This is a genomic window from Nocardioides hwasunensis (assembly GCF_014779665.1).
GTDB lineage: Bacteria > Actinomycetota > Actinomycetes > Propionibacteriales > Nocardioidaceae > Nocardioides > Nocardioides hwasunensis.
The window spans coordinates 209,174-221,553 of record NZ_JACXYY010000005.1 but is presented as its reverse complement, the minus strand read 5'-3'; the positions used below and the strand labels follow the sequence as shown (position 1 = coordinate 221,553).

Below are 12,380 nucleotides of genomic sequence, written 5' to 3'. Positions count from 1 at the left end.
TTGCTACACATTCACCGTACCTCACACCCCGGGCCGGGGGGAAGCGGTGCGGGCGTCCGGTCAGCCGCCGACGATCTCGGCGTAGCGACGCATGTCCCGCTCGTAGTGCTCGTCGCCGATGCGCGGGGACACGACGACCTCGTCGATCCCGATCCGCAGGGCCTCCTCGATGTAGGCCCGGTCGTCCTCCCAGTCCTTCTCGGTCGCTCCCTTGCTGCGACGACCGACCTTGAGGGACAGCTCGGACATGTCGCGACCGGCGGCGGCCATCATCGGCTCGAGCCGGTCGATGAACACCTTGATGTCCTCGTGGGTGCGGCTGTAACCGGCCCAGCCGTCGCCGAAGGCGACGATCCGCTCGAGGGTCGCGCGGCTGTTGCCGCCGACGATGATCGGCAGCCGCGGCTGCGCCGGCTTGGGGAAGCAGTAGAGCGGCTCGAAGGAGACGAACTCGCCGTCGTGCTGGCTGATCTCCTCCTCAGACCAGAGCGCGCGGATGGCGGCGAGGTAGTCGTTCATCCGCTCGCCGCGGCGCTCGAACGGGACGTCGAGGGCGGCGTACTCCTCCTCCGACCAGCCCACGCCCACCCCGAACTGGAAGCGTCCGCCGCTGAGCTGGTCGACGCTGGCGACCTGGCGGGCGGTGACGATCGGGTTGCGCTGCGGGACGACGAAGACGTAGGTGCCGATGCGCAAGGTGGTGGTCGCGGCCGCGATCGAGCCGGCCAGGACCAGCGGGTCGTGCACGCCCAGGGTCTTGTGGACCTCCTTGGCGCCGCCGCTCTCGTAGGGGTACTGCGAGCGGTACTCGGGGAAGAACACGACGTGCTCGGGCAGCCAGACGCCGTCGTAGCCGAGCTCCTCGATGAGCTGGGCCGCATCCATCGACCAGCGGCCGCTGCGGGCGCCCGAACCGGGGAAGAGCTCACTGATGCCGAGCTTGTGCTTCATGCCTGGACTCCTTGGTGTGCATCGACGATCTGGTCCTTGAGGACGTGCTTCATCACCTTCATGCTCGCGTTGCGCGGGAGGGCGTCGACCAGGAAGACGTGCACCGGCTTCTTGTAGCCGGCGAGCTGTCCACGGGCGAAGGTGCGCACCGCGTCCTCGGTCAGCGACGCCCCCGGCGCCACGACGACGGCGGCCGAGACGGCCTCGCCCCAGCGGTCGTCGGGCAGCCCGAAGACCGCTGCGTCGGCGACCTCGTCCATGAGGAGCAGGACACGCTCGACCTCGGCGGGATAGACGTTGGCGCCGCCGCTGATGATGAGGTCCTGTGCGCGGCCGGTGAGGTAGAAGTAGCCGGCCTCGTCGCGGTAGCCGAGGTCGCCGGTGAAGTACTCGCCGTCACGGAGCGCTGCCGCGGTCTTGTCGGGTTGGCCGTGGTAGCCGGAGAACATCGTGTCGGCGGCGATGACCAGCTCGCCCACCTCGCCGTCGGGCAGACTGGCACCGTCGGCGTCGACGACCCGCATCGAGGAGGTCGGCAGCGGGCGTCCCACGGACTCGAAGATGTTGCGCGCGCGGCCCAGGCCGCGCCAGTCGGTGCGGTTCGTGATGGTGATCGGCCCGACCACCTCGGTCATGCCGTACGTCTCCACGAGCCGGTCACCGATCAGCTCGACGAGGCCCTCGGCCAGCTCGGCCGGCAGCGGGCCGCCGGAGTGGAGCACGGACTGGAGCGTGTCGAGCGCCTGCGGGTGCGCCTGCAGCGCGGCCATGAGGCCGGGGATTAGGGGGGTCAGCCCCAGGGTGAAGGTCGAGCCGTTCTCCACCATGTGGCGCCCCCACTCCTCCGGCGTCGCGCCGGGGATGAACGACACGGTGCCGCCGGTGTAGAAGTGCGGGAAGATCACGCCCCACAGCCCCGAGACGAACGACCAGCCACCGGGGAACGCGGCGTGGCCCTGCAGCGGGAGCCGGTAGGCGTACGGCACCAGCTTGACGCAGCCGACCACGGCGCGGTGGCTGACCAGCACGCCCTTGGGGAACCCGGTGGTGCCGCTGGTGTACCCGATTAGGGCGATCGCCTCGTCGTCGTCACCGAACGGCATCGGCGAGGAGTCGGCGACGGCCAGTGCCTCGTCGAACGACTCCGCGCCACTCGGTGCCGCGTCGTCGACGATCGCGAACCACGCCGCCAGGCCGGGCGCCAGCGCGAGCTGAGCCGCGACGCCCGAGGCCCCGTCGGTGTGCACGAGGGCCCGCGCACCCGAGTCGGAGAGCACGTAGTCGACCTCGGTCGCGGTGAGCCGGTCGTTGACGTGGACGGCCGTGTAGCCGCCGAGGGCGAGGCCGACGTAGACCTCGAACGACTCCACCCGGTTGCCGAGCATGGCGGCGACCTTGTCGCCGGGCGCGAGGCCCCGCTCGCGCAGCGCGTGCGCGAGCCGCCACCCACGCTCGACCACCTCGGCGAAGGTGCGTTGCCGACCGTGCGCGACGATGGCGACGTTGCCGGCGAAACGGTGACCGGCGTTGGCGAAGAGCTCGCCGAGGGTCTGGCTCATGAAGGCTCCTTCAGGTCGAAGAGTCGCGTCGCGTTGCCCGAGAGGAAGAGGTCGAGCTCGTCGGGGGACAGCACGGCGGGGTCACCGGCGTGCGGCGCGGCCAGGTCGCGCACCATGCCGATCCACCGCACCAGCTCCGCCCCCTCGGGATCGTGACGGGGGCCCCGGATGATGTCGGAGCCGAAGATCAGCCGGTGTGCCCCGACCTGGTCGCGCATCCTGCGGACGCGCCGGCGGAACTCGGCGTAGTCGTCGAACGCCACGCGCTGCCACAGCGACAGCTCGAGGTAGGCGTGCTGCCAGCCGGTGGCGCAGTCGAGGGCCTCGGTCCACCACGCCTCGACGCCGGCGTGTGCGTAGCTGACCTTGAGCGTCGGGTGGAGGGCCGACAGCGCCGCCAGCTCGGCCGGACGGCAGCGGATCACCTGCAGCGGGTCACCTCCGAGGGGGCTGGTGTGCACCACTGCCGGCAGGTCGCGCTCGATCAGTGCCTCGAAGAGCCAGGTGTGGGCAGGGTCGCGCAGGTCCCACCCGGCCGCGGGGTAGAGCTTGAAGCCCCGGCAGTGGGCCAGGCCGGCGGCGACCTCGAAGATCTCCTTGGCGTCGGGGTGCCGGGGGTCGAGGCCCGCGCAGAAGAACAGCCTCCCCTCGTGGGTCGAGGCGAGCTCCTCGTAGCGGGCGTTGAGCTCGCGGATCGGCAGGTGCTCGCCCACCGGCTCCCCGACGATCGTCCAGTCGACGACCGGCACGATGCCGGACTCCACCCCGGCCCGGTCGAAGGCGGCGATGGTCAGCTCGCCGCCCGGGTCGCTCTGGCCGATCGCGACGCGGCCGAGCACCTCGTCGGGACAGCGCTCGGGCAGACGACGCCCGGCGCCCTGGCGGGCCCACGCGCGGCGCAGGCCCTCCGGCAGCCAGCTCGCGTCCCACACGTGCATGTGGGCGTCGATCACCCTCTCCCCGCTCATCGGCGGCCCAGGATGTGCACGGACGAGGCGGCGGTGAGCCAGTCGACGACGCCACCGCCGATCTGGACGAGCCCGAGTCGGGGGTCGTCGAGCTGGAGCTCTCCGGCTTCGCCGCGCAGCTGTCCCACGACGTCGTGGACCTGGGCCAGCCCGCTCGCCCCGAGCGCGTGTCCGCGACCGACGAGCCCGCCGGAGCGGTTGACCGGCATCGGTCCGCCGGCCTCGGTGACCCCCTCCATCGCCCACCGCTGCTCCTCGCCCGGTGCGCACAGGCCGGTGTCGGTCCACGCCATCAGCTCGTAGGCCACCGACGCATCGTGGACCTCGGCGAGATCCATGTCCTCGGGGCCGAGACCCGCCTGCTCGTAGGCCGCGTGGGCGCTCGCCTCGACCGCGTTGCGTGCGTCGGGCTGGTCCTGCGGCGGCCGGGTCGCCATCCGCGAGGCCAGGATGTCGACGGAGCGCCGCGCGGCGAGCGCCTCGGGACGGCTGGTCACGACCACCGCGGCGGCGCCGTCGCTGACCGGGGAGCTCATCAGGACCGTCAGGGGCTCGACCACCACGCGGGCGTCGAGCACGTCCTGCGGGGTGCCACCGAAGCGCCGGTGGGCGTACGGGTTGTGGACGGCCGCCTGCAGCGAGCGCGAGGTGACCCGGGCCAGGCCCTCCATCGTGACGCCGCGGTCGTCGAAGAGGGTCGATGCGAGCCGGGCCTGCCGGTCCACGAAGGGACTGCGCTCCTGTCCGGCACCGTCGCCGGTGGAGAAGCCCTGCTCGACGTCCATCCCGGCGCCGTAGGCCGCGAAGGTGCGAGCCCGGTCGACGTGGTTGGCCTTCTCCACGCCGAGCGCGAGCACCGTGTCGTACATGCCGGACGAGACCATCATCCAGGCCAGGTGCAGCGCGTTGCCGCCCGAGGCGCAGGCGTTCTCCACGTTGTGGATCGGGATGCCGGCCAGGCCGAGGGGATAGCCCACGACCTCGCCGCGGATGCACTCCTGCCCGGTGATCAGCCCGGCCAGGGCGTTGGAGAACACCATCGCCTGCACGTCGCCGACCACGATGCCGGCGTCGGCGAGCGCCGCCTCGACCGCCACCCGGCCGAGGTCCTTCATCGAGGTGTCGAGGAACTTGCCGAACGGGCTCATCCCCACGCCGCTGATGACGGCGGGGCCGCTCGGGCCGGAGGTCTGCTGGGTGCTCATGGTGTTCTCCTGGATGCTCACGAGATGGCCGACGGCGTGGGCCAGGCGGCGCTGACGCCGCCGTCGACGAGGAGGCTCTGGCCGGTGACGTAGCCGGCGTCGTCGCTGACGAGGAAGGCGACCGCGCCGGCGGCCTCCTCGGGCCGGCCCTGCCGCGCCATCGGCACGACGGACCCGCGGGCCTCGGCCCCGGCGTCGCCGAACTCGCGGCGGACCAGGGCGGAGTCGATGTTGCCCAGCACCACGGCGTTGGCGCGGATCCCGCGAGCGGCGTAGCGCACGGCCACGTGCCGCATGACGCCGAGCTGGGCGGCCTTGGTCGCCTCGTAGGACAGCGAGCGTCGGCTGCTGTAGACCCCGGCCGTCGAGCCGACGAAGACGAAGGACCCGCGACCCTGCTCGAGCATCGGCTCGAGGGCGGCCTGGGCGGTGAGCCAGTGGGAGCGCACGTTGACGGCGTCTGCGAGGGCCCAGTCGTCGAGGGACTGGACCTTGAGCGGCTCGCGCCCCGAGATGCCGACGTTGCACACCACGACGTCGAGGCGTCCGGCGTGGGCCAGCACCGCGGCGACCGCATCCCGGCACGAACCGGGGTCGGCCGCGTCGACCTGGACGGCGAGGCCGGGGGTGGCCAGGTGCTCCACCGTGGCCTGCGCGCGGTCGAGGTGGAGGTCGCCGACCACGACCGTGGCGCCCTCCTCGGCCAGCCGGAGCGCGATCGCACGGCCGTTGCCCATGGGCAGGCTCTCGCCGGCACGCACCGGTCCGTCGCTGCCGCCACCCAGCACGTAGGCCACCCGGCCCTCGAGACGTCTCATCCGTCGACTCCCCCGTCCCGTCGCTCAGTAGCTGCGCGGCAGGCCGAGCACCTGCTGCGCGATGAAGTTGAGCGACATCTCCTGGCTGATCGGCGCCAGCCGCATGATGCGCGCCTCGCGCCAGTAGCGCTCGACGTGGCACTCGGTGGCGTAGCCCAGCCCGCCGAAGGTCTGCACCGCCCGGTCCGCGGCCTGGTAGCCGGCGTCGGCGGCGAGGTACTTGGCCATGTTGGCCTCCGCCCCGCAGGACAGGCCCGCGTCGTAGCGACCGGCCGCCACCATCGTCAGCTCCCAGGCCGCCTCGAGGCGGGCGTAGGCGTCGGCGAGCGGGTGACTGATGGCCTGGTTGCTGCCGATCGGCTTGTCGAAGACCTGGCGCACCTTGGCGTAGTCGCCTGCGCGTCGCAGCGCCGCCTGGCCGATGCCGGTGGCCTCCGCGGCGATGAGGATCCGCTCGGGGTTGAGCCCGGAGAGGATGTGCTTGAAGCCCTTGCCCTCCTCACCGACCAGACGCCACGACTCGACCGGGAGGTCGTCGTAGAACGTCTCGCAGGTCGCGACCGCGTTGCGACCGGCCTTCGGGATCGGGCGGATGTCGACGTGGTCGGGGTCGAGGTCGACGAGGAACAGGCTGAGTCCCTCGAACCGGCCGGGGCCGTCGTCGGGGGCCGGCGCCGTGCGGGCGAGCATGAGCGCGACGGAGGACTCCAGCGCCTTGCTGGTCCAGATCTTCTGGCCCGAGATGCGCCAGCCGTCGCCGTGGCGCACGGCCCGGGTCTTGATCTGCGAGGTGTCGGTGCCGGCGTCGGGCTCGGTCACGGCGAAGGCGACGTGCAGCTCACCGGCGGCCGCCTGCGGGAGGAAGGTGTCCTTGAGCCGGTCGTTGCCGTACTTGATGACCGGCTGGAGCCCGAAGACGTTCATGTGCAGCGCCGTGCAGCCGTTCATGGCCGCCCCGCTCGCGGCGACCTCGCGCAGCAGGATCGCCGCCTCGGTGACGCCGCGGCCCCCGCCGCCGTACTCCTCGGGGATGGCCAGTCCGACCCAGCCGTCCTTGGCCATCGCGTCGAAGAAGTCCCAGGGGAAGCGGTGCTCCTGGTCGCAGGCCGACCAGTAGTCGTCGTCGAAGTCGGCCAACCGCGCCCGGAGGGTCTTCGCGATCAGCTCGTGGTCGGGGTCGCGCAGCTCAGGCACGTCCCACCCCTGCGGGCTCCTCGGCGGAGAGCATCTCCATCAGCACGCCCATCTCCTGCTGGAAGGTGGTCATCACCACGGCACGGTCGGGGTCGTTGATCTCGTCCCAGTGCTCGCGGACGTCCTCCGCGGACAGGGTCCGGGAGAAGAAGCCGGGCGTCTCGGCCACGACGACGCGGGCCACCCGGCCGCCGCCGACGTTGTAGACCTCGCCGCTCGACTCGCACTCGGCGGAGGCCAGCCAGAGCGCCAGCGGTGCGACGAGGGACGGGTCGAGGCTGTCGGCGAGGTCGCCGAGGAGCTTCTCGGTCATCCGGGTGCGCGCGCCCGGCTCGATGGCGTTGACCTGGATGCCGTGGCGGGCACCCTCGATCGCGAGGGTCTTGGTGACACCGACGATGCCGGCCTTGGCGGCGGCGTAGTTGGCCTGGCCGAAGTTGCCGAACAGCCCGGCCGCCGACGTGGTGTTGACGATGCGACCGAAGCCCTGCTCGACCATGTGCGGCCAGGCGGCCTTCGACATCCAGATGGTGCTGCCGAGGTGGACCGCGAGGACCGGGTCGACCTCGTCGGCGGTCATCTTGGCGAAGGACTTGTCGCGCAGGATGCCCGCGTTGTTGACCACGACGTCGATGCGGCCCCAGGTCTGCACGGCCAGGTCCACGATGGCGGCGGCGCCCTCAGGGGTGCTGATGTCGGTCGCGTCCGCGACGGCCGTGCCGCCTGCGGCGCGGATCTCCTCGACCACCTGCTCGGCCGGGGTGCCTGCACCGCCCTCGCCGTCGAGGGAGCCGCCGAGGTCGTTGACCACGACCTGGGCGCCGCGGCGCCCCATCAGCAGGGCGTGCTCGCGCCCCAGGCCACGCCCGGCACCTGTCACGACGGCCACGCGGCCGTCGAGCCTGATCTCACTCACTCGTACTCCTCTGGTAGTTCGTCGACACGCTGCTCGGGCTCAGCCGAAGAGCGCGGTCATGACCTCGGGCTCGCTGCGCATCTCGTCGGGGTCGCCGTGCGAGACGATCCGGCCGCGCTGCATCACGTAGACGTGGTCGCTCACCGCGAGTGCCAGCTCGGCGTTCTGCTCGACGAGCAGGATGGTCGCGCCCGACTCGTGCAGGGTCGTGATGGTCTCGAAGAGCACGTCGACGATGCTGGGTGCCAGGCCCATCGACGGCTCGTCGAGGAGCAGGACGTCGGGACGGGTCATCAACGCGCGACCGAAGGCCAGCATCTGCTGCTCGCCGCCGCTCATCGACGCCGCCAGCTGGTCGCGGCGGTCGGCGAGCCGGGGGAAGAGGTCGTAGACCCGCGCCAGGCCGTCCTTCTGCTGCTGCTTGGTCGTCCGGCCGGAGTAGACCGCGAGCTCGAGGTTCTCGTGCACGGTCAGGGGCGGCGCGATGCGGCGCCCCTCGGCGACCATCGCCACACCGGAGCGCACCACCTTGTGGCACGGCCAGCCCGTGATGTCGCGCCCACCGACCCGCACGGAGCCGCTGGCCGGCTTGTGCAGGCCGGCGATCGCGTGCAGCGTGGTCGTCTTGCCGGCCCCGTTGGCGCCGATCAGGGCGACCAGGTCCCCCGCGGGGACCTCGAGGTCGACCTCACGCACCGCCTGGACTGCGCCGTGCGCGGCGCAGAGTCGCGACACGTGCAGCATCGGATCGCTTGCCAAAGTAGGCCTCCTTCACGTCGTCCTGCTCCAGGCACCAGGTGGGCGCGCCCTGCGCGAGCACCGCACCGGAGTTCATCACCGTGACCGACTCGCAGAACTCCTCGACGAGTCGCATGTTGTGCTCGATGAGGATGAGGGTGAGCCCCGCCTCACGCAGCCCGAGGAGCAGCTGGCCGACCTGGTCGCTCTCCGCGTCGTTCATCCCCGCGGTCGGCTCGTCGAGCAGCAGCACCTGGGGGTCGGTGGCGAGCGCGCGAGCGATCTCCACCCGCCTCTGGTCGCCGTAGGAGAGCGTCTCGGCCAGGGCGTCGTGGTCGGCGCGGACGCCGACCTGCTCGACCAGGGCCGCGGCGCGCTCGCGCACCTCGCGGCGCTCGCGGCGCTCGCTCGGGCTCAGGGCGAGCGCACCGAGGATCGTCGACGACCGCTGGGCGTAGGCGCCCGCGCTCACCGTCTCGAGCACCGTCATGCCGGCGAAGAGCCGGATGTTCTGGTAGGTCCGGGCGACGCCGCGCTGCGCGACGTGGAACGGCTTGGCCCCGGTCAGGTCCTCGCCGAAGACCTGGATCGATCCGCTGTCCGGGACGATGAAGCCGCTGACCATGTTGAGCACGGTCGTCTTGCCGGCCCCGTTGGGCCCCAGGATGCCGTGGATCTGACCCTCGGGCACGCGCACGGTGACGTCGTCGACCGCGGTGAGGCCACCGAAGGACTTGGTCAGGTGGCTGATGTCGACCGCGGTCGCGGTCGCTGCCGGCTCGCTGGTGCCGCTCACGGTGCCACCTCCACCGTCGCCGGCGTCGAGCCGGTCCGCGAGGGATCCTCGTCCGCCGGCGTCCGACGCCGACCGCGGGTGCGCAGCAGCCGGAGACGACGCACGTCGACCAGTCCGCGCGGCATGTAGATGATGATCAGGATGAGCGCGACCCCGGTGACGACGCGGTCGTACTCGCCCATCGGCTCGCGCAGCAGCTCGGGCAGGATCGTGAAGACGATGGCTCCCACGATCGGACCGGCCCAGTGGAAGGCACCGCCGAGCACGACGGCGGCGAGGGTGACGAAGCCGAGGTGGGTGTAGAAGGTGTCCGGGCCGATGTACTGCAGGAAGCTGGCCTGGAAGACGCCCGCGGTGCCGCCGAGGGCGCCCGAGATCACGAAGCCGACGAACTGGATCCGGCGTGGGGAGATGGCCAGGGTCTGGGCCACCGCGGGGTCCTCGCGCACCGCGTCGGCGGCGAGGCCGAAGCGCGAGCCGGACAGGCGTGACATCACGTAGCCGGCGACCACCAGCGAGCCGATGAGCCAGAGCCAGGTGCCGAGCTCGCCGGGCACGAGGGTGCCGGAGGGACCGCCGGTGTACTCGACGAGGTTGATGATGAGCACCCGGCCGATCAGCACCATCGCGATGGTGGCCATCGCCAGGTAGTGGCTGTCGAGGCGGATGATGAGCGCGGCGGTGACGGCACCGAGCGCCGCGCCGAGCACGAGGCCCACCACGAGCGCCAGAGCGGGCGAGAGGCCCAGCGTCCCGGCGACGTAGCCGAAGGTGAAGGCGCTGACGGCACCGAAGAACACCGGCGCCAGGCTCAGCACGCCGGTCCACAGCGACGCGTAGATCGCGAGCGCGAAGAGCGCGTTGACGCCGGCGAACTGCAGCGTGGTCAGCAGGGCGGTGGTGCTCACGGGTCGTCTCCTCTCAGGGCTGGGGCAGGGGCGGGGTGTCAGGCTCGGACGAGCTGGCGTTCGCCGAACAGCCCCTGGGGCCGCAGGACGAGGACCACGAGCAGGACGCCGAAGGTGATGGCGTCGCGGAAGCCGGAGGAGATGTACTGCGAGCTCATCACCTCGAGCACGCCGATGGCCACGCCCACCAGGGCCGCGCCGCGGATGTCGCCGTAGCCACCGACCACGACGGCCGCGAAGCCCTTGAGCAGCAGCGCCTCGCCGATCGTCGCCGACACGTTGTTGTCCGACAGGGCACCCAGGACGCCGGCGAGCCCGGCGATCGCGGCCGCCATGAAGGCCACCGCGATCAGGACGTTGCGGGAGTTGACGCCGACGATCGTGGCCGAGCGGGTGTCGACGGCCACGGCGCGCACCGCGGCACCGAACCGGGTGCGGGTCAGCAGCAGGTGCACCGCGGTGACCACGACGACGAGGGCGACGAGGCTGATCACCTGGGCCGGAAGCACGATCAGGCCGGCGAAGCGCAGCGGCTCGCTCGGCACGGAGCCCGCCGGGTAGCTGACGGCGGAGGGGCCGGCGAAGGCCTCGGCCAGCGTCAGCAGCACGATCCAGACCCCGATGCTCGCGATGATCGGCGCGAAGACACCGGCGTTGCGGCGGCGCAGCGGCTCGAAGGCGACGAGGTCGGCGAGCACGCCCAGCGCGCCCGCGAAGACCACGCCGACCGCGAGCGCGACCCAGAAGCTGAAGCCGTGCTCGAAGACCAGCCAGTACGACGCCAGCGCCCCGCCGGTGGCGAAGGTGCCGTGGGCGACGTTGAGGATGCCCATCTTGGCCAGGATCAGCGCGAAGCCGACCGCGAAGAGGGCGTAGATCGAGCCGAGCGCCACTCCGTTGACCAGTTGCTGGGCCAGCAGTTGCACGTCGACCTCCTGTGATGAATCAAGCGCTCGCTTGACGACCAAGTAACCCACATCACAAAAGCGGCTGTCAACACCAATCAAGCACTTGCTTTACATCTTTCCCGACACTACCGTCGGCGCGATGACGTCGTCCGCCACCCACCCGCCGACCGTGTCGCCCGCCGCCGCGATCCGGCTGCTGCCGCATGGCACGAACGTCGTCGCGGCGCCCGGCTGCGGGACTCCCGAGACCCTGCTGCGCGCGCTCGGCCGCGACGCCGACGTGCTGGGTCACCCCACCGTCTTCTCGGGGCTGCAGCTCGGCGCGTACCCCTTCCTCGAGGCCGCGGCGCAGGGGCAGCTGTCCTACCGCACCTGGCACCCCTTCGGGCCGGCGCGAGCCGCCCTGCGCCCGGGCCAGGTCGACTACGTGCCCGCCCGCGCCTCCGCCGTCCCGGGCCTGCTCGACCTGTGGGGCACCGACGCCGCGCTCGTCCGGGTCTCACCCCCGGATCCGGAGGGCTGGTGCAGCCTCGGCCCGTCGGCGAGCTACGTCTGCCACGCGCTCGCGCGGGCCCGGGTCGTCCTCGCCGAGGTCGACGTACGGGTCCCGGTGACCCACGGTGACACCCGCGTGCACGTCTCGCAGCTCAGCGCCCTGGTCGAGGCGGAGGAGCCGGCGTGCAGCTTCCCGGCCGCCGCACGTGACGAGACCAGCGACCGCGTCGCCGCCCACGTCGTGGGGTTGCTGCCCGACGCGCCGGTCCTCCAGCTAGGGCTCGGCGCGGTGCCCGAGGCGCTCACCTCGTTCCTCGCCGACGCCGGCGCCACCGACGTGCGCTTCGTCGGGATGGGCAACGACGCGATGGTCGACCTCGCCGAGCAGGGCGTGCTGGCCGAGGGGCCCGCCGCGGTCTCGGCGGCCGAGCTCATGGGCACCGACCGGCTGATGCGGTTCGCCGACGACGACCCCCGGGTCGAGGTCCGTGACAGCCGGCACGCCCACGACCCGCGCGTCCTCGCCTCGCTCCCGGGCCTGGTGAGCGTCAACTCCGCGATCGAGGTCGACCTCTGGGGCCAGGTCGGCTCCGAGCTCGTCGGCACCCGGCAGGTCTCCGGCATCGGCGGCAGCGTGGACTTCGTCGAGGCGGGCTTCGGCTCCCCCGGCGGCCTCAGCGTGGTCGCGCTCGCGTCGACGACCCCCGACGGGACCCGCAGCCGGATCGTCCCGCAGCTGGGCAGCCCGGTGGTGACCCTCGGCCGGCACACCCCCGACGCCGTGGTCACCGAGCACGGCGTGGCCTGGCTGCGCGGGCGCACGGTCCACGAGCGCGCAGAGGCGCTGGCCGCCGTGGCGCACCCCGACCACCGGGACGCACTCGCGCTCCCGGCACGCAGCTGACCCAGCCACGAGAACCCTGG

Annotated in this window: 12 protein-coding genes; 1 reads left to right on the top strand and 11 read right to left on the bottom strand. The window is 72.1% G+C overall.

Translation table 11 applies throughout. The features are described 5' to 3' along the window. Positions 1-60: 60 nt before the first annotated feature. From IEZ25_RS13515 to IEZ25_RS13465, 11 genes are read right to left on the bottom strand one after another with little or no spacing between them, the layout of a single operon-like run. Complete coding sequence (locus tag IEZ25_RS13515) at positions 61-951, bottom strand: LLM class F420-dependent oxidoreductase (RefSeq protein ID WP_191199962.1); 891 nt, start codon at positions 949-951, stop codon at positions 61-63. Beyond that, positions 948-2,510 carry a class I adenylate-forming enzyme family protein gene (locus tag IEZ25_RS13510; protein WP_191199961.1) on the bottom strand — a complete coding sequence of 521 codons (1,563 nt, stop codon included), beginning with the start codon at positions 2,508-2,510 and terminating at the stop codon, positions 948-950. Before IEZ25_RS13510 ends, IEZ25_RS13515 begins: the two co-directional genes overlap by 4 nt. After that, positions 2,507-3,478 (bottom strand): amidohydrolase family protein, encoded by a 972-nt coding sequence (locus tag IEZ25_RS13505; protein ID WP_191199960.1) that lies wholly within the window; start codon positions 3,476-3,478, stop codon positions 2,507-2,509. The genes IEZ25_RS13510 and IEZ25_RS13505 overlap by 4 nt, the downstream gene beginning before the upstream one ends. Continuing rightward, positions 3,475-4,683 (bottom strand): thiolase family protein, encoded by a 1,209-nt coding sequence (locus IEZ25_RS13500; RefSeq protein ID WP_191199959.1) that lies wholly within the window; start codon positions 4,681-4,683, stop codon positions 3,475-3,477. The genes IEZ25_RS13505 and IEZ25_RS13500 overlap by 4 nt, the downstream gene beginning before the upstream one ends. 17 nt (positions 4,684-4,700) lie before the next feature. Next, positions 4,701-5,501, bottom strand: coding sequence for an SDR family NAD(P)-dependent oxidoreductase (locus tag IEZ25_RS13495; RefSeq protein ID WP_191199958.1), 801 nt, complete (start codon positions 5,499-5,501; stop codon positions 4,701-4,703). 24 nt (positions 5,502-5,525) lie between these two features. After that, positions 5,526-6,695 carry an acyl-CoA dehydrogenase family protein gene (locus tag IEZ25_RS13490; RefSeq protein ID WP_191199957.1) on the bottom strand — a complete coding sequence of 390 codons (1,170 nt, stop codon included), beginning with the start codon at positions 6,693-6,695 and terminating at the stop codon, positions 5,526-5,528. Beyond that, the gene (locus tag IEZ25_RS13485) at positions 6,688-7,611 is read right to left on the bottom strand and encodes an SDR family NAD(P)-dependent oxidoreductase (protein WP_191199956.1); all 924 of its coding nucleotides are present in this window, start codon (positions 7,609-7,611) and stop codon (positions 6,688-6,690) included. Before IEZ25_RS13485 ends, IEZ25_RS13490 begins: the two co-directional genes overlap by 8 nt. Before the next feature lie 39 nt (positions 7,612-7,650). After that, entirely contained in the window at positions 7,651-8,307 is a 657-nt protein-coding gene (locus IEZ25_RS13480) for an ABC transporter ATP-binding protein (protein ID WP_318152219.1), read from the bottom strand. Further along, positions 8,300-9,145, bottom strand: coding sequence for an ABC transporter ATP-binding protein (locus IEZ25_RS13475; RefSeq protein WP_318152218.1), 846 nt, complete (start codon positions 9,143-9,145; stop codon positions 8,300-8,302). Before IEZ25_RS13475 ends, IEZ25_RS13480 begins: the two co-directional genes overlap by 8 nt. Then, entirely contained in the window at positions 9,142-10,053 is a 912-nt protein-coding gene (locus tag IEZ25_RS13470; protein WP_191199955.1) for a branched-chain amino acid ABC transporter permease, read from the bottom strand. The genes IEZ25_RS13475 and IEZ25_RS13470 overlap by 4 nt, the downstream gene beginning before the upstream one ends. Positions 10,054-10,091: 38 nt before the next feature. Beyond that, the gene (locus IEZ25_RS13465) at positions 10,092-10,979 is read right to left on the bottom strand and encodes a branched-chain amino acid ABC transporter permease (RefSeq protein WP_191199954.1); all 888 of its coding nucleotides are present in this window, start codon (positions 10,977-10,979) and stop codon (positions 10,092-10,094) included. A gap of 121 nt (positions 10,980-11,100) precedes the next feature. Here IEZ25_RS13465 and IEZ25_RS13460 point away from each other — a divergent pair, with 121 nt between their 5' ends. Next, positions 11,101-12,360 carry an acetyl-CoA hydrolase/transferase family protein gene (locus tag IEZ25_RS13460; protein ID WP_191199953.1) on the top strand — a complete coding sequence of 420 codons (1,260 nt, stop codon included), beginning with the start codon at positions 11,101-11,103 and terminating at the stop codon, positions 12,358-12,360. Positions 12,361-12,380 lie beyond the last annotated feature (20 nt).

What these genes read in the sequence shown, in the direction of transcription:
- IEZ25_RS13460 (WP_191199953.1), top strand. Translation starts at nt 11,101, where the DNA reads ATGACGTCGTCCGCCACCCACCCGCCGACCGTGTCGCCCGCCGCCGCG.
- IEZ25_RS13515 (WP_191199962.1), bottom strand. Translation starts at nt 951, where the DNA reads ATGAAGCACAAGCTCGGCATCAGTGAGCTCTTCCCCGGTTCGGGCGCC.
- IEZ25_RS13495 (WP_191199958.1), bottom strand. Translation starts at nt 5,501, where the DNA reads ATGAGACGTCTCGAGGGCCGGGTGGCCTACGTGCTGGGTGGCGGCAGC.
- IEZ25_RS13500 (WP_191199959.1), bottom strand. Translation starts at nt 4,683, where the DNA reads ATGAGCACCCAGCAGACCTCCGGCCCGAGCGGCCCCGCCGTCATCAGC.
- IEZ25_RS13505 (WP_191199960.1), bottom strand. Translation starts at nt 3,478, where the DNA reads ATGAGCGGGGAGAGGGTGATCGACGCCCACATGCACGTGTGGGACGCG.
- IEZ25_RS13510 (WP_191199961.1), bottom strand. Translation starts at nt 2,510, where the DNA reads ATGAGCCAGACCCTCGGCGAGCTCTTCGCCAACGCCGGTCACCGTTTC.